Origin of the sequence: Streptomyces sp. NPDC097640 (assembly GCF_040302705.1) — a bacterium.
Taxonomy (GTDB): Bacteria; Actinomycetota; Actinomycetes; order Streptomycetales; family Streptomycetaceae; genus Streptomyces.
Genome location: NZ_JBEOSB010000006.1, coordinates 133,442 through 149,114 on the forward strand (window position 1 = coordinate 133,442; position 15,673 = coordinate 149,114).

Below are 15,673 nucleotides of genomic sequence, written 5' to 3' on the forward strand. Positions count from 1 at the left end.
CGGGCGGCCGGGCGCGGTTGTCCACAGGCTTGCGACGCCCTGGCGACAGGGACCGCACACCCCGATACGCTGAGGTCGCAGCTCAAGCAGTATGCGCTATTGGGGGCGTTGGTGACGGCGGACGTATTCGACTTCAGCCCGGGGGCGCAGATCCCGCTCTCCGGCGCGGCAGGCCAGACCGCGGCGACGCAGGCGCTCGCCTCGGCCGCCTATCGCGACGGCCCGGCGGCCAAGCTCCTCGATGCCAACTCGGAGTGGACGGTCTCCGAGGTCAAACCACCGAAGATCTCTCTGTTCGAGCCCAATCTGGGCGAGGCGTTCTCGCGCGCGGTGCAGATGCGGATGCTCGGCGGCGGCCGCGGCCAGGTGATCCAGTCCTTCGGCATGGAGCCTCAGACGGTGGTCGAGCACTGCCTGGCGGCCAACCGCATCCGCAAGACCCGGGATGCCCGGCTCACCGTGGTCATGGTGGTCTTCGGGCTGCTCTTCCTCCCCGGGGTGCTGCTGTGGCTCGGCGCCTTCCAGCTGCGGCGCACCGTCGCCGGGTCCCAGGACAAGCGGATGGGGGCGCTCGGCACCATCTTCCTGGCGGTGCTCGCCGTGGTGACCCTCATCTTCCTGATCAAGCTCCCCTTCGACGGGTTCTTGGGCCTCTATCTGCGCGGCGTTATCGTCGCCCCCGTCATCGGGTGGTACGTGGCCAAGCAGATCAGCGAGCGCACGGCCAAGAACCTCCGGGAGGCCTGGAGCGGCCTGCTGTCGGGCGGCGGGATCGGCGCGAAGGTCCCCGAGACCGTGCCGAACCACCCCGGCCAGACCTCGGCCGAGGAGCTGCGCAAGGCGCTGCACAAGCTCACCGCCGAGCAGCACAGCAATGTGGTCTTCTACGCCGGTGCCAAGGGGATACTCGGCATGGGCACGCGCTGGGGCAGCTGGCAGCTCGCCGAGGAGCTGGTGTCGGCCGACCCCGACAAGGAGATCGACCCGTTCCGCAGCTGGGACGTGATACGCGCGATCCATGACCAGCTGCGGATGCTGGAGCGCAGCCCCCTGCACACCGGAGGCTTCCCCACCCCATCGGTGCGCCACTGGGTGGTGTCGGCGGTCGGCGAGGGCGCCAAGTCGGTGGCGCGCGGCGGCACCTCGGAAGGGGAGGGCTTCCAGATAAAGGGCGTCGAGCTCCAGCGGATCTGCGACGAGCAGCAGTTCGACTCCGGCGACCGGCACTACCTGGGCGTGCAGTTCGTCCTCTGGGACGGCCAGCTGGTGATCACCCTGCTGATCACGGTGACCCTCCTGCACAAGACCATGCGGATCGAGGTCACCGGCCACGCCCTGGGCCCGGTGCACCCCCTGTTCACCTCCAAGCCCTCCGCGCCCTCCAAGACGGTCAGCAAGACCTTCAGGTTCTGGGAGACCAAGTCCATCCCGCTGCCGCTGGTGGACGCCAAGGAGGTGGTGCGGCTGGCCGTCCGCGCCCCCTTCACCTGGTATCCGCCGCTGCTGGACTACCTGGGCGGCAAGCTGGCCCTGCCCGAGCCGTTCGGCCTGCGCCACGCCTGGGCGGACAAGCCCTGGCGCCACCGGTTCATGGCGGACGACGCACTGCGCACCGCCACCCCGGTGCTGCGGGTGGTCCACGAGGCGGCGATCGGCGTGCTGAAGCACCACGGCGTGGACACCGAGCGCTTCGGCAACCGCTCCCTGGCGCTCAGCGGCCAGGTCCAGGACGCGGCCCCGAAGAAGGCCGACCTGTACGACGCGTAGGTCGTCGATGGCCCCGGCCCGGCCGCACGGCCGGGGCCGGGGCCGTCACCGCGGGAAGGCCGGAACGTCAGGCCCGCGGCCAGACCTCGGCGAGCATCCGGCGGGTGTCGGCCAGCAGTTGGGGCAGCACCTTGGTGTGGCCGACCACGGGCATGAAGTTGGTGTCCCCACCCCAGCGCGGCACCACATGCTGATGCAGATGGGCCGCGATCCCGGCCCCCGCGGCGGATCCTTGGTTCAAGCCGATATTGAAACCGTGCGCGCCCGAGGCGGCACGCAGCGCGACCATGGCGGCCTTGGTGAACTCCGCGAGCTCGACCGTCTCCGCGGCGTCCAGCTCGGTGTAGTCGGCCACATGCCGGAAGGGGACGACCATGAGGTGTCCGCCGTTGTACGGGTACAGGTTCAGCACGGCGTAGACATGCCGGCCCCGAGCGAGGATCAGCCCGTCCTCGTCGGACTTCTCCGGAATCGAGCAGAAGGGGCAGCCGTCCCCGGCGCCCGGGCCGGTGGGTTTGTTCTCGCCTTGGATGTAGGCCATCCGGTGGGGTGTCCACAGGCGCTGGAACGCGTCGGGCGTCCCCACTCCGATCTGCTGCTCCGGCTCACTCGTCATGCGGGCCAGCATATTCGTCCAGGGCCGATGAGGATGCGGTGAGGGGCGACCCCGTTCGGGGCCGCCCCTCGAATACGTAGCCCCGCGCGTGCGGGGCCGAGATCACACCTGGATCCGGCGCTCCACGGCGTCAAGGATCTCGGCGATCGCCTCGGCCTTGGGAATCCCGTTCTTCTGCGAGCCGTCCCGGTAGCGGAAGCTGACCGCCCCGGCCGCCATGTCGTCGTCACCAGCGATGATCATGAACGGGATCTTGGCGCGCTGAGCATTGCGGATCTTCTTCTGCATCCGGTCCGAGGAAGAGTCCACGTCAACCCGCAGCCCCTTCGCCTTGGCCTCCGCCGCGAACTCCTCGAGGTACGGCACATGGCTGTCGCCGATCGGGATGCCCACCGCCTGGACCGGCGCGAGCCAGACCGGGAAGGCGCCCGCGTAGTGCTCGAGCAGCACCGCGAAGAAGCGCTCGATGGATCCGAACAGGGCCCGGTGGAGCATGATCGGCTGCTGCCGCGAGCCGTCCGCCGCCGTGTACTCCAGCTCGAACCGGGCGGGCTGGTTGAAGTCGACCTGGATGGTCGACATCTGCCAGGTGCGGCCGATCGCGTCCTTCGCCTGGACCGAGATCTTGGGCCCGTAGTAGGCCGCGCCGCCCGGGTCCATGACCAGCTCGAGGCCCTGCTTCTCGGCGGCCTGTCGCAGCAGGTCGGTGGCCTCGGCCCACTGCTCGTCCGTCCCGATGAACTTGTCGCTGTCGTCCCGGGTGGACAGCTCCAGGTAGAAGTCGTTCAGGCCGTAGTCGCGGAGCAGGTCGAGCACGAAGGTGAGCAGGGAGTCCAGCTCGTCCGGCGCCTGCTCCCTGGTGCAGTAGATGTGCGAGTCGTCCTGGGTGAAGCCGCGGGCCCGGGTGAGGCCGTGGACGACGCCCGACTTCTCGTAGCGGTAGACCGTGCCGAACTCGAACAGCCGGAGCGGCAGCTCTCGGTACGACCGCCCGCGCGCCTTGAAGATCAGGTTGTGCATCGGGCAGTTCATGGCCTTGAGGTAGTAGTCCTGCCCCTCGAACTCCATGGGGGGGAACATGCCCTCCATGTAGTGCGGCAGGTGCCCCGAGGTCTCGAACAGCTTCGCCTTGGTGATGTGCGGGGTGTTGACGAACTCGTAGTCGGCCTCTTCGTGCCGCTTCCGCGAGTACGCCTCCATCTCCCGGCGGATGATCCCGCCCTTGGGGTGGAACACCGCGAGGCCCGACCCCAGCTCGTCGGGGAAGGAGAACAGGTCCAGCTCGGAGCCCAGCTTGCGGTGGTCGCGCTTCTCGGCCTCCACCAGGAAGTCCAGATACGCCTTCAGCTCGTCCTTGGTCGGCCAGGCGGTGCCGTAGATCCGCTGGAGCTGCGGATTGCGCTCGCTGCCGCGCCAGTACGCGGCGGCGCTGCGCATCAGCTTGAACGCCGGGATGTTCCGGGTGGTGGGCAGGTGCGGCCCCCGGCACAGGTCACGCCAGCACAGCTCGCCGCTCTTCGCGTCGAGGTTGTCGTAGATGGTCAGCTCACCGGCGCCGACCTCGGCGGACGCGCCCTCGGCGGCGTCCGCGGCCGATCCCTTGAGCCCGATCAGCTCCAGCTTGTACGGCTCGGCCGCCAGCTCCTCGCGCGCGGCCTCGTCGGTGACGGGGCGGCGGGAGAACTTCTGGCCCCGCTTGATGATCTCCTGCATCTTCTTCTCGATGCGCTTGAGATCGTCCGGGTGGAACGGGGTCTCGACGTCGAAGTCGTAGTAGAAGCCGTCCTTGATCGGCGGGCCGATGCCGAGCTTGGCCTCCGGGAAGAGCTCCTGCACGGCCTGCGCCATGACATGCGCGGTGGAGTGGCGCAGGATGTCCAGGCCGTCCTGGCTGGTGATCTCGACCGGCTCGACCTCATCGCCCTCGGCGACCTCGTACGCCAGGTCCTTCAGCTGCCCGCCCACGCGCGCGGCCACGATCGAGCGGTCGCCGTCGAACAGGGCCGCCGCCGTCGTGCCCGTGGTCACCACGCGCTCTTCCCGCTCGGAATCGCGTTGGATGATCACACGGACGTCTGACACCGGTCTCTCCTGACTGATGGATCACTCGGAGCAGCGATTGCTGCGCAGCGTGAATCGTACCGAGCCCGGGGGCCGGACCGCGAAACGGTTACCGGGACGATCACGGCCGCCCCATGGGCCCGGCCGGAGCCCGCCTTCGGGGCGCCGGCGGTCCTGGTCAGGGTGTCAGGGCTCGTCGCGCGCCTCCTCGGGCCCGCCGCACGCCTCCTCGAAGAAGGCCGCGACGCCCAAATGCTCTTGCATCGATTTCAGCAGCCGGTCCCGCTCGGCCTCGTCGACCTGCACCGGTGTGACGTCCGTGGCCCCGGTGATCCGCCGGAACCCGCCCCGGCTCTCCAGCCTGCCGCTCACCCGGATCGGCAGCCCCACCAGATGGGCGTGGACGGCGATCCGGTAGTCGTCCTCCTCCAGCGTGATCCGCACCTGGGCCACCTCGGCGCCGGCGAGCACCCGCAGCCGGACCGTGCCGGGGCCGCCGGGCCCCGTGCGGCGCAGCCGCGTCACCGCGCCGGTGACCCGCACCGGCACGGGCGGCTCGGCCCGCTCGTAGCGGGCGCCGGCCTCCCGCAGGGCCGGCAGGTCGCCGGGGCTGAACTCCACCGGGTCCGGCCGGGCCGCAGAGCCGCGCGGCGGCCCGGCCCCGGGCGACCACTCCAGCGCCACCCGGGCCCCCTCCGTCCCCTCGACGAGGGCGACGACCGCCTCGGTCAGCTCACGGCTCACGCCCGCCTCGACGGCGGCGTCGAAGGCCTCCTGCCTGCCGGTGGCCCGCTGGTAGTCCACGGCGTCGCGGAGCCCGTACAGCGCGCGCAGCAGGGTCGCGGTGACGGCCCGCCCGCGCTCCACCGGCACGAAGACGGTCAGCTCGCGCCCGTCGGGGCCGGCCGGGCCGACGAGGACGCGCTCCAGGGCCGCCTCGGCCTCGCGGCGGTGCCGCGCCCCGTGGTAGCCCGCCCGCCCCCGGGCGGCGAGCGCACCGGCCAGCAGCGTGGCACGGGCGGCGGTGCGCAGCCGCTCCTGCGCGCTCCAGGCGGGGGCGCCCGCGCGGGGCTCGGGCACCTCGCGCCGCCAGCGGATCTCGTCGCTGGGCACGGCCAGGCCGATCAGCACCTCGCGGGCGGACGGCGCGGCGCTGCGGGCCAGCGCGGTCATCACCTCGCCCAGCAGGTCGGCGCTGTCGGGGAACTCCCGGCTCTGCGGCACCAGCAGGCTGGTGCCGCCGGCCGGGTCGCCCGGCGGGGTCCACCGCCCGTACTGCCCCACCGCTCCCCCACGCCGCCGCCAGCCGTGGCGGGCCAGCAGGGCGCCGAGCACGGCGGGGTCCACCTCGTCCGGGGACGGGACGGGCGGTGTGGCTGGGACAGGTGGGGTGGTTGGGGTGGGTACGGGCTCGCGGCGGTACCGGTCCATCAGGGTCTCCCTCCCGCCCCGACCCGGGCCATGATCTCGCAGAGCGCGCGGTCGTCGAAGACCCGCGAGGTCGGGATCCGCACGGTGGTCCGGCGGCTGCCCGTGACGGGGTGGCCGGCCAGATTGGTCCAGTAGCAGCAGTGGAGCAGCGCGAGCCGGTCGTGGCTTGCACGTACCCAGTCGTCGCGGGCGCGGGGCACGATCATCACGACGAGGATCTTGTGGACCGACACCGGGGTGCGGGCCAGCTTGATCAGGTGGTCGTTGTCGAGGGTGAAGGAGAAGGTCGGCCCGGGCGGCCGGGGTGCGAGCTGGTAGGTGGCCTTGAGCTGCACCTTGATCGTCACTTCGTCGTCGACGGTGTGGCCGCGCGCGCTGTGGCTGAGGTGCCAGTCGATGCCGTGGTCGGGGAAGGGCTGCGCCAGGGAGCAGCCGGCCGCCGCGGCGACCGCGTGCAGATAGCCCACCTGAAGGGTCTCCATGCAGGCGGTGGTGGCGAGGGAGCCTCGCGGCGGGGCGATCCGCTCGGGCAGCAGACTGCTCGCCGACGCGGCCGGGTCGGGCTGCGCGAGCGCCATGTCGTCGAGCGCCTTCCGGTGTTGCCGGTCAGTTCCGCAGGGCTCGGTCCTCCCCCGGCTACGGCAGGGGCGTTATAGCCCATACAGGTGTGTTGTCTCCGCGTCAGGCCGTCTGCAAACGGCGGCGGTTCGAGCCGTTGTCCTCGGGTATCACCAGGTGGGGCGGGGTTGTAGGTGCCATCTGGTGAGCGAGCACGAGGAGTTGAGGCCATGCCGTCCTGGTTCGAGGGGCCTCTCGCCGCATTCGACACGGAGACCACGGGAATCGACATCGAGCAGGACCGGATCGTGTCCGCCGCGCTGGTGGTCCAGCGTGGGGCCGGGAGCCTGCCGGAGACACGGCGCTGGCTGGTGAGCCCGGGCATACCGGTGCCCGAAGCGGCGAGCGCGATACACGGGTTGACCGACACCCACCTCCAGCGGCACGGCAGGTGGCCCGCCCCGGTGGTGGACGAGGTGGCGCGGGCGCTCGCCGAGCAGGCCGCGCGGGGCACCCCGGTGGTGGTGATGAACGCCCCGTTCGATCTGACCCTGCTGGACCGGGAGTTGCGGCGGCATCGCAACTCGAGCCTGTCCTCGTATGTCTCGCTGCGCTCGCTGGCCATCCTCGACCCCCGGGTGCTGGACAAGCACCTCGACCGGTACCGCAAGGGCCGCCGCACCCTCACCGACCTGTGTGCGCATTACGGCGTGGAGTTGACGGGCGCCCACGACGCGGCCGCGGACGCCACGGCCGCCCTGGACGTGGTGCGGGCGGTGGGCCGCCGCTTCACCTCCCGCCTGGGGACGATGACGCCCACCGAACTGCACGACCGGCAGACGGTGTGGTACGCGGCGCAGGCCCGCGGGCTCCAGGCGTGGTTCGCGCTCAACGGCTCGGAGGAGACCTGTGACCCGGCCTGGCCGCTGCGGCCGGAGCTGCCCGCCGCGGCGTAGGTGTCCGGTGCCCGGTGTCCGCGGACGCGCCCCCAGATGCGTCGAGGCCGGGCCGCCTGCTGGCGGCCCGGCCTCGTGAGGTGGGCGATACTGGGTTCGAACCAGTGACCTCTTCGGTGTGAACGAAGCGCTCTCCCACTGAGCTAATCGCCCGGGTGTCCCGGTGGGGTAATCCCCGGTGGAACGACCTGAACAATACAGGTCGTGGTGGGTTTCGTTCAAACCGAATGCGCGCCGGGCGGCCGCGCGGCCAGCCGCGCCCGCAGCCCCCGCCGCCCGCCGCGCATCATCAGCGCGTGGTTGAGGCGGAAGAGCGGGCGGCCGGGGAGCGCGAAGCGGCGCAGCAGCGGCTTGCGGACCACCACATCCTGCTCGAAGAGGGCGCGCGCGCCGCTGCCGCGGGCGGTCACGGTCCAGCGCGCCCACCCCTCCAGATCGCCGGAGAACGTCATCTCCAGCACCCCGGCCGCCGGGTCCTGGCGCGCCTCGCGGACGGTGATGACCAGGTCGTACGGGATCATGGAGCGGAAGCGGGCGATGCCGGTCCGCTCGTCGCTCCTGACCGCCTCCCGGACCTGCGGCCACCACCCGGGGTAGTCGTCGCCCGCCGCGAGCAGCCGGTAGACGGCGGCGGGCGGGGCGTCGAGGTCCCAGTGGCTCCGGAAGCGGTAACGGCACCAGTCCATCCCACCAGTCTGCGGCGGATCCGGCCCGGGAGCGGCCCGCCGGGCCGACGGGCCGCTCCGGTTCCGGTCAGCCCGGCAGCTTGTCCCCGATCAGCGCGAGGTTCTGGATGGCGGCCAGCCCGTACTGGGCGGTGGAGTTGGTGGACACCCAGGTGGCCTCGACACCCGGCTCCAGCACCGCGGGCCCCTCCACCTTGACCGTCTTCCAGTCGGTCGTGGCGTCGGGGTAGCCGTCCCCCTGGGAGAACTTCTGCCAGGCGCGCTTGATCAGGGCCTCGTCCTTCGCTTGCGCCCCGGCGTACGCGTCGAGCCGCGAGTGGCCCTGGAAGAGCAGCAGGGAGCCGAAGTCCGTGCCGTAGCGGGCCTTCTGCTCGGCCTTGGTGGCGTTGAAGTAGCGGCAGTAGTCCAGCCAGGCCTCCTTGAACTTCGGGAGGTCGATGAGGTCGATCAGCTCGGCGCACATCTCGACCAGGCCGAAGACGGCGGACAGGTGCGAGACGCTGACCTTCGCCTCGGTCTCGACGGCGTACTTGCCGGTGGCGAGGTCGTAGAGCCCGGAGCCCTGGACGAAGCCGTTGGGCTGGGCGGCGATGGTCTCCATGGTGCTGCGCAGCCTGGCCTCGGCCTTCTCCGCCTTGGGGCCGCGCCGCTCCCATTCGGTGAGCCACGCCCCGGCGAGCCCGCTCCAGTCGGTGCCGAAGCCGATGGACAGGGCGTGCGGGTCCGGCTCGTAGTCGGGGTCGGTGCGGACCTTGCGCTGCGGGTCGAGGACGAGGAAGGTCTCGTCGGAGTCCACGAGGGCGCTCATCAGGTCGCCGACGCGCTCGTCGCCGGTGAGGTAGTAGTAGGGGCGCCGGTAGACGGCGGTGGAGATGCGCTGCTGCTTGGCGCTGTCCGCGAAGTGCTGTACGCCGTGGCGGGTGCCGAGGCCGGCCCATTTCCCGAGGTGGTAGACGTCCACTTCGCCGGTGTGGCGGGTCATGGCTTCCGCGAACCGGAAGATGTCGGCGCGGCCGGAGCGCAGATAGGCGTACCAGAGCCACAGGTCGGGGGACAGCTCGGAGTTGTCCCAGGCGTAGCCGCCGACGTCGTACCGCCACTGGTGCCGGTCCTCGTCGTAGGTGTGCATGATGTCGCCGTAATCCCAGAACCCGTACCAGCGGCGCTGTTCGACCTGGCCCTTGTGGTAGGTGAAGAGGAAGTCCAGGTGGTCCTCGATGTTCGCCTTGGCGGCGGTCGAGCGGTCCACGGGGGCGAACAGGCCGCCGAAGACCTTGGCGCGGGCCAGGTCGGCGGGGGCGGCGGCCAGTTGCGGCGGGGTGCGCACGGCGGCGGCCTGGGCGACGAGGGCCTCGGCGGCGGGGGTGGTCTCGTTGGCCCAGAACATCAGCTCGCTGGTGCGCGCGATGCCGTACGGGGTGCCGAACTCCGGCTCGTAGTCCTCGTAGGTGATGTTGAGGCCTTCGAGCTGCTCGGGGTAGGTGTCCTGGCCCAGGCCGTCGTGGTAGAAGCGCAGGTCCATCGGCTGGGCCTCGGGCGACCACAGCCACAGGGTGACCTCGGCCTCGTCGCCCGCGGCGCCCCGGATGTCGAGCTGGGCGGGGAACTTCTCCCAGAAGTCGCGCAGCCCGAAGGACAGTCCGCCGCTGACGCCGCCCACATAGCCGAAGCCGCCCGCCCGGCCGCCCCCGCCCGCGGGGATCCAGCCGTGGCCCGGCTTGGTGCGCTTGCGCAGCGCGAAGCCGTCGGCGGACAGCTGGGAGAGCGTGTAGTCGCCCCAGGTGGGGATGAGGTGCAGCCGGGTGGTCACCCGCTGGTCCCAGGTGGCCGGGTCGGGCAGCTTCTCGCCCTTGAACTGGGCCTTGCGGACGGCGGCGCCGGGGTCGCGGCGCAGCCCGGTGATGCCCTTGACCGCCTCGGTCAGAAACCCCTTGCCCTCGCCCGCGATCCGGATGTGCCGGTCGTACGCCTCGTCGCGCATGGGTACGGAGAAGCGCACGCCCAGGCCGCGGATGAAGTCCTTCTCCTGGTCGCCGTCGAAGGTGATGGTGTGGACCATGCGGAAGGAGTCGGCGCCCGCGTAGAAGTAGAGCCGGACGCTGAAGGGGAGCCAGCGGCGGCCGCCCTTGCGGTGCTTGCCGTCGATGCGGACGACGGCGCGGACGGGGCCCTTCTGCTCGACCTCGGCGCCGCTGATCTCGCCGTCGAACCGCTCCCACTTGGCGCTGCCGTGGTCGCCGTCGTCGATGTCGCCCTGGCGGAGCAGGACCAGCCGGCCGTCGCGGGCGATCTCGGTGCCGCCGCGGGTGACGGAGCGTATGAGCTTCCCGCCGTCCTTGCCGACCACGGCCTTGATCACCCCGGTGTCCACGGTGATCCTGCCGCCGCTCTCGGCGACGGTGACCTTCTTGGGGGGCGCCGCGGGCTCGCCGGCCGTGAGGCGGTACGTCTTGGCGCCGTCGAGCCCGTCCGCCGCCGCGTGTGCGGTCCACTTGAGCGAGCCGTCCGGCCAGTAGGCGGTGGCCCAGGTCTGGAGGGGCACGTCCTTGCCGTCGGCCGTGGCCAGCGCGAACTTCTGATCCGCGGGCCGGGCCCCCTTCGGCCACGGCACGCCGAAGGTGCTGCCCGGGGCCGCGCCGAGGCCGCCGTCCTCCAGCCAGGTGATGTCCACGGAGTCGTCAGCCGCCTTGTCGGCGGCCGTGGCCTGCTGGGCGTTGCCGGCCAGCAGCCAGGAGAACGGGGCCGCGGCGCCGGCGACGGCTGCGGCCTTGAGGACGTTGCGTCGGGGGATCGGAGACATGTGCAACCTTTCAACGGGGTTCAGGTGCATCACATGAGTGGCTTGCCAGGGGCCCTGCGGCGGGCCCGTCAGGCTCGGGCTCGCCGTTCCACCGCGACGGCGCAGGCCGCGAGGGCCCCGACCGCGGGTGCGGCCAGCGGCAGCAGCTGCCAGGTGGCGACGGTGACCACCGCGAGCCCGCCGACGAGCAGCAGCGACCCGCCCAGGTCGGCGCCGAGGCCGCGGCGCGCGGCGGCCCGGGCCACGGCGGGCCAGCCGAGGCCGGGCCGCCACTGGGCCGCGGTGCGCAGTCCGAGCACGATCACCGTGAGCGTCCCCGTCACGCTCACGGCGATCAGTACGGGCCCTCCGGGCAGCGCCCCGGAGCGGGCCACGCGCAGATCGAAGGCGAGCAGCGCGAGCGCCGCCCACCACAGGAGGGAGAACCGCCAGCCGCTGCGCGTCGCCTCCCGCAGCCCGGAGAGGAAGTCCCGCCAGGTGGAGCGCTCGCCGTCCAGGTGGCGGCGCAGATGCGCGCAGCCGGCCGCGAAGGCGGGCAGCAGGGTGACCACGGGCAGTGCGGCGAGCACCACCCACACCCCGGTCAGCAGGCTCTCGGCGAACACGGAGAAGAGGAACAGCCGCGATTCCCGCCGCGACGCCGCCCGCCCGCCCCGCGACCGGGGGCTCATCTCCCGTACGTCCATGGGGCCGCCCCTCAGCCCTTGAGCCCGGAGGTCGCCGCGCCCTCGACCAGATAGCGCTGGAACGCGAGGAAGAACAGCAGCACGGGCGCCAGAGCCACCAGCGACATGGCGACCATGCCGCCGTAGTCGGCGACGGTGTCCTGGTCGATGAACATCTTCAGCCCGAGCGAGACCGTGTACTTGTCCGTGGTGTTCAGATACAGCAGGGGGCCGATGAAGTCGTTCCAGGACCAGATGAAGCTGAAGATCGCGCTGGTGATCAGGGCCGGGCGGCACAGCGGGAGCACGATGTTCCAGTAGATGCGCAGATGGCCGCAGCCGTCGATCCGGGCCGCCTCGTCCAGCTCCGTGGGGAGGTTGCGCATGAACTGCATCATCAGGAAGACGAAGAAGGCGTCCACGGCCAGGTATTTGCCGAGCAGCAACGGCCAGAAGGTGTTGATCAGGTCGAGCTTCTGGAACAGCACGTACTGCGGAATGATCAGCACCTGGAAGGGCAGCAGCAGCGTGGCGATCATGACCGTGAACAGCGCGTTGCGCCCGGCGAAGCGGATCCTGGCGAAGGCGTAGGCCGCCAGGGAGCAGGAGAACAGCACGCCGATCACCGAACCCACCGAGATGAACAGCGAGTTGTAGAAGAAGCTGGTGATCGGGATGTCGGCGATGCCCTCCGACAGCCGCCGGTAGTTGTCGGTGATGGGGTCGGTGGGCAGCAGCTCCAGACTGCCGACGATCTTGTCGCCGGGCTTGAACGAGGCGCCGATCACCCACACCACGGGGTACAGGATCACGGCCAGCAGCGCGAGCGCCCCCACATGCCAGCCCACGGACCGCACCCTGCGCCGGGCCGTACTGGTCAACGCGCTCACCGGGCATCCTCCTCGTAGTGCACCCAGCCGCGCTGAGTCTTGAACAGCACCACCGTCACCAGACCGATGCCGAGCATCAGCATCCACGCCATCGCGGAGGCGTAGCCCATGCGCATATTGCGGAAGCCCTGCTCGTACAGGTACCAGGTGTAGACCAGCAGCGAGTCGGCCGGACCGCCCGCCCCGGAGCCTCCGGTGCCGCCGATGACCACCGCCGAGGTGAAGACCTGGAACGAGTGGATGATCTCCAGCAGCAGATTGAAGAAGAGCACGGGGGAAATCATCGGCAGGGTGATGGAACGGAACCGGCGCCAGGGCCCCGCGCCGTCCATCTCCGCGGCCTCGTACAGCTCGCGGGGCACCTGCTTGAGCCCGGCCAGGAAGATCACCATCGGGGCGCCGAACTGCCAGACGGTCAGCGTGATGAGCGTGGGCAGCATCCAGTCCGGGTCACCGATCCAGCCGCCCACGTCCCAGCCGAAGAGACTCATCGACTTGTCGACGATCGCATCGTCCTGGAAGATCGACCGCCATACGATGCCGATGCTGACGCTGGCGCCGATCAGGGACGGGGCGTAGAAGGCCGAGCGGTAGAAGCCTTGCCCCTTGCGGGGCTTGACCAGCAGCATCGCCACGCCGAGCGCGATCAGCAGCTTCAGCGGGGTGCCGATCAGGACGTACTTCAGGGTGACGTCGACCGAGTTCCACCACCGGTCGTCGTCGAACATCTCCTGGAAGTTCTTCAGCCCGACCCACTTGGGCGAGTCGAAGAGGTTGTAGTCGGTGAACGCCAGGTACAGCGAGACGAGCATCGGGCCGAGGGTGAGCAGCAGGATCCCGATGCACCACGGCGTCAGGAAGAGATACCCGGCCAGCGTCTCCCGGCGCGCCCGCCGCCGCGCGAGGGCGGCGGGCGCGGACGGCGGGGCCTCGGCCTTCCGCGGCGCGGATCCCTTCCGGCCGAGGTCGTCCGCCACGGAGGTCTTGGTAGGGGTCACGGAAGATCTCCTCAGGAGCCGAGCGCGGTCTTCGCCTCGCTGAAGAACTGGTCCACGGCGTCGTCCACCGAGGTCTTGCCCTGGTTGACCTGGCCGTAGATACGCAGGAAGGCGGCCTCGGCGACATCCGCGCCGGCCGGGTGCGGGGTGATCGGCTCCAGCTTGTCGGTGACGCTCTCCTCGTACTGGGCGATCTTGGCGTTCACGCCGGTGGGCTTGAACGCGTCGTACTGCGCGTTGGTGGGCAGCACCCCGCGGTTGTAGCCCATGGTCTTGCCGACCTCGGGGTCATGGGTCATGAAGTCGATGAACTGCGCGACTTCCTTGGGGTGCTTGGTGCGGTTGGAGCCGCTCAGCATCAGCGAGGAGAGGTACTGTCCGGTCCGCTTCCCGTCCAGGGTCGGGATCGGGCCGAGGTCGAGTTCGGTCTTGGTCTCGGCGGCGAAGCGGACCAGGAAGTTGTCCCAGGTGAACTCGGCGGCGGCGAGGTCGCCGCTGATCGTGGCCTTCGGCTTGACCTGCTCGCTCTTCTTGGCCGGGACCAGCACGCCGTCCTTGTTCTTCGCGTACCAGTCGCCCCACCACTTCTTGAGGTCGTCCTCGGTGAAGCCGAGCTTCTTGTCCTCGGTGAAGAAGGCCTTGCCCTCCTGGCGCAGATACAGGTCGTAGAGGTACATCACCCCGGCGTTGTCACTGGCGCCGTAGAGGTCCCCCTTGTCCTGGCTGACCTTCTTGGCGGCGGAGAAGAACTCGTCCCAGGTCCACCCGTCCTTGGGGGTCACCCCGATCTTCTTGAACTCGGCGGGGTTGTAGAACATGGCGAAGGTGTTGACGCCGACCGGCACACCGTAGAGCTTGCCGTCGACCTCACCGGCCTTCTCCAGGCCGGACCGGAAGTCCTTCATGCTCAGGTTTCCGGACTTCACCTGCTGATTCAGGTCCAGCAGAATGTTCTTCTCGCCGTACTTGCGCAGGAAAGCGACCGAGTTCTGGAAGACATCGGGCGGGTTTCCGCCCGCGGCCTGGGTGTTGAACTTGCTCCAGAAGTCGGCGTACTCGGCGAAATCCGTCTTCACCTCGATATTCGGATATTTCTTCTCGAACAGCGCGACCGTCTTCTGGATCAGTTCGGCGCGGTCCTTCGCGCCCCACCAGGAGTAGCGGATGGTCACCTTGCCGTCGCCCGAGCCACTGTTCCCGCCGCATCCCGAGGCCAGCAGCCCCAGCCCGAGCAGACCCACCGCGGCCGCTCGCAAACCTCTGCCGCCCCGCACCCATCGAGCACCCATGAGACGCCCCTCCCGGGCATGTCATCCGACTGCCCAACGAGCCTTGAAACGTTTTAGGCAAGCGCTTGCCGGGCTAAGTTATGAAGGTAGGTCCGGAGACGTCAACGGTTCGGACAGGATCGATTCGAAGCGCTTCACCAGAGCGACCCGATCAGGTCGTCACCGCGGGTGACAACGCCGAGGGCCCGGAGGCATCAAAGCCTCCGGGCCCTCGGTCCAGGGTGGGCGATACTGGGTTCGAACCAGTGACCTCTTCGGTGTGAACGAAGCGCTCTCCCACTGAGCTAATCGCCCTGGCGCACGCCCAACCCTAGCGCATGCCGGACGGTGCCCTTCACCAACCGCACCGCCCCCACCAGGGGCGGCTCACTCCTTGATCTTCCAGGGCATGACCAGCCCGAACTTCCACACGTACACGGTCACCGCCGCCGCGCAGATCACCACCCCGATCGTGGTCAGGATCAGATTGCGCTTGCGCACCCGGGGATCCAGGGCGCGCTGCGCCGCCTCCGTGACCTTCCGCTTGGTCCAGCGCAGCACCAGCTGGGCCCAGACGAACTCGGTCGCCCAGATCGCCATGCCGGCGAAGATCACCAGCCATCCCGGGCCGGGCAGCGGCAGCATGATGATGCCTATGATCACGACCGCGAGCCCGACGACGAACACCCCGACCTGCCAGCTCAGATGCAGCGCCCGGGACTTCTGGATGAAGTGCGGCGCCCGCGAGCCGAAACCCGGCCCATCAGAGGCGCTCTCCCCCGCTGCGGCCTGCGAGGCCGCCGATTTGGCGACTTCCTGCCGCTCGTCACTCTCCGCGTTCATGTGACCCAACTTACCTGATCAAAAAGAGTCACCGGAATGGCGGTACCCGCTGCCCGGAGACTCCGCTGCTAGAGCTACTGGAAGGACCACAAAACGGTCAGAGGGGTTTACAACGGCACCGTAGGTGGCATGTC

General features: G+C 70.1%; 13 protein-coding genes and 2 tRNA genes. 2 read left to right on the forward strand and 13 right to left on the reverse strand.

Annotated features, from left to right (window positions below):
- The first annotated feature begins 111 nt into the window (after window positions 1–111).
- Window positions 112–1,767, forward strand: a complete 1,656-nt coding sequence (locus tag ABTY62_RS11180; protein WP_352129162.1) for an AbeC-like domain-containing protein — start codon at window positions 112–114, stop codon at window positions 1,765–1,767.
- Window positions 1,768–1,834: 67 nt separating this feature from the next.
- Here ABTY62_RS11180 and ABTY62_RS11185 read toward each other — a convergent pair whose 3' ends face one another.
- The 4 genes from ABTY62_RS11185 to ABTY62_RS11200 all read right to left on the reverse strand — a co-directional run bounded on the left by ABTY62_RS11185 (window position 1,835) and on the right by ABTY62_RS11200 (window position 6,453).
- Window positions 1,835–2,395 carry an HIT family protein gene (locus tag ABTY62_RS11185; RefSeq protein ID WP_352129163.1) on the reverse strand — a complete coding sequence of 187 codons (561 nt, stop codon included), beginning with the start codon at window positions 2,393–2,395 and terminating at the stop codon, window positions 1,835–1,837.
- A gap of 90 nt (window positions 2,396–2,485) precedes the next feature.
- Window positions 2,486–4,465, reverse strand: a complete 1,980-nt coding sequence (gene thrS, locus ABTY62_RS11190) for a threonine--tRNA ligase (protein WP_352129164.1) — start codon at window positions 4,463–4,465, stop codon at window positions 2,486–2,488.
- 165 nt (window positions 4,466–4,630) lie between these two features.
- Window positions 4,631–5,875 (reverse strand): hypothetical protein, encoded by a 1,245-nt coding sequence (locus tag ABTY62_RS11195; protein WP_352129165.1) that lies wholly within the window; start codon window positions 5,873–5,875, stop codon window positions 4,631–4,633.
- Window positions 5,875–6,453 (reverse strand): DUF4365 domain-containing protein, encoded by a 579-nt coding sequence (locus ABTY62_RS11200; protein ID WP_352129166.1) that lies wholly within the window; start codon window positions 6,451–6,453, stop codon window positions 5,875–5,877. The genes ABTY62_RS11195 and ABTY62_RS11200 overlap by 1 nt, the downstream gene beginning before the upstream one ends.
- A gap of 210 nt (window positions 6,454–6,663) precedes the next feature.
- On the opposite strand from ABTY62_RS11200, the gene ABTY62_RS11205 reads away from it, so the two are divergent.
- Window positions 6,664–7,389 carry a 3'-5' exonuclease gene (locus ABTY62_RS11205; protein WP_352129167.1) on the forward strand — a complete coding sequence of 242 codons (726 nt, stop codon included), beginning with the start codon at window positions 6,664–6,666 and terminating at the stop codon, window positions 7,387–7,389.
- Between the two features lie 81 nt (window positions 7,390–7,470).
- Here ABTY62_RS11205 and ABTY62_RS11210 read toward each other — a convergent pair.
- The 9 genes from ABTY62_RS11210 to ABTY62_RS11250 form a co-directional block, all read right to left on the reverse strand.
- Window positions 7,471–7,542 (reverse strand) — tRNA-Val (locus tag ABTY62_RS11210).
- Window positions 7,543–7,607: 65 nt separating this feature from the next.
- On the reverse strand, window positions 7,608–8,075 hold the full coding sequence (locus tag ABTY62_RS11215; RefSeq protein WP_352129168.1) for an SRPBCC family protein: 468 nt from the start codon (window positions 8,073–8,075) through the stop codon (window positions 7,608–7,610).
- 67 nt (window positions 8,076–8,142) lie between these two features.
- The gene (locus ABTY62_RS11220; protein ID WP_352129169.1) at window positions 8,143–10,875 is read right to left on the reverse strand and encodes an exo-rhamnogalacturonan lyase family protein; all 2,733 of its coding nucleotides are present in this window, start codon (window positions 10,873–10,875) and stop codon (window positions 8,143–8,145) included.
- 68 nt (window positions 10,876–10,943) lie between these two features.
- Window positions 10,944–11,561, reverse strand: coding sequence for a DUF624 domain-containing protein (locus ABTY62_RS11225; protein WP_352129170.1), 618 nt, complete (start codon window positions 11,559–11,561; stop codon window positions 10,944–10,946).
- 11 nt (window positions 11,562–11,572) lie between these two features.
- Window positions 11,573–12,430, reverse strand: a complete 858-nt coding sequence (locus ABTY62_RS11230; RefSeq protein WP_311725776.1) for a carbohydrate ABC transporter permease — start codon at window positions 12,428–12,430, stop codon at window positions 11,573–11,575.
- Window positions 12,427–13,428: a carbohydrate ABC transporter permease gene (locus ABTY62_RS11235; protein ID WP_352129171.1), complete on the reverse strand. Its 1,002-nt coding sequence runs from the start codon at window positions 13,426–13,428 to the stop codon at window positions 12,427–12,429. The genes ABTY62_RS11230 and ABTY62_RS11235 overlap by 4 nt, the downstream gene beginning before the upstream one ends.
- A gap of 11 nt (window positions 13,429–13,439) precedes the next feature.
- Entirely contained in the window at window positions 13,440–14,717 is a 1,278-nt protein-coding gene (locus tag ABTY62_RS11240; RefSeq protein ID WP_352129172.1) for an ABC transporter substrate-binding protein, read from the reverse strand.
- Between the two features lie 222 nt (window positions 14,718–14,939).
- Window positions 14,940–15,011, reverse strand: a tRNA-Val gene (locus tag ABTY62_RS11245).
- 72 nt (window positions 15,012–15,083) lie between these two features.
- A complete protein-coding gene (locus tag ABTY62_RS11250; RefSeq protein WP_352129173.1) occupies window positions 15,084–15,539 on the reverse strand; it encodes a TIGR02611 family protein in 456 nt (151 codons plus the stop codon).
- Window positions 15,540–15,673: the final 134 nt, after the last annotated feature.

What these genes read in the sequence shown, in the direction of transcription:
- ABTY62_RS11250 (WP_352129173.1), bottom strand. Translation starts at nt 15,539, where the DNA reads ATGAACGCGGAGAGTGACGAGCGGCAGGAAGTCGCCAAATCGGCGGCC.
- ABTY62_RS11185 (WP_352129163.1), bottom strand. Translation starts at nt 2,395, where the DNA reads ATGCTGGCCCGCATGACGAGTGAGCCGGAGCAGCAGATCGGAGTGGGG.
- ABTY62_RS11200 (WP_352129166.1), bottom strand. Translation starts at nt 6,453, where the DNA reads ATGGCGCTCGCGCAGCCCGACCCGGCCGCGTCGGCGAGCAGTCTGCTG.
- ABTY62_RS11205 (WP_352129167.1), top strand. Translation starts at nt 6,664, where the DNA reads ATGCCGTCCTGGTTCGAGGGGCCTCTCGCCGCATTCGACACGGAGACC.
- ABTY62_RS11215 (WP_352129168.1), bottom strand. Translation starts at nt 8,075, where the DNA reads ATGGACTGGTGCCGTTACCGCTTCCGGAGCCACTGGGACCTCGACGCC.
- ABTY62_RS11195 (WP_352129165.1), bottom strand. Translation starts at nt 5,875, where the DNA reads ATGGACCGGTACCGCCGCGAGCCCGTACCCACCCCAACCACCCCACCT.
- ABTY62_RS11225 (WP_352129170.1), bottom strand. Translation starts at nt 11,561, where the DNA reads ATGGACGTACGGGAGATGAGCCCCCGGTCGCGGGGCGGGCGGGCGGCG.
- ABTY62_RS11240 (WP_352129172.1), bottom strand. Translation starts at nt 14,717, where the DNA reads ATGGGTGCTCGATGGGTGCGGGGCGGCAGAGGTTTGCGAGCGGCCGCG.
- ABTY62_RS11220 (WP_352129169.1), bottom strand. Translation starts at nt 10,875, where the DNA reads ATGTCTCCGATCCCCCGACGCAACGTCCTCAAGGCCGCAGCCGTCGCC.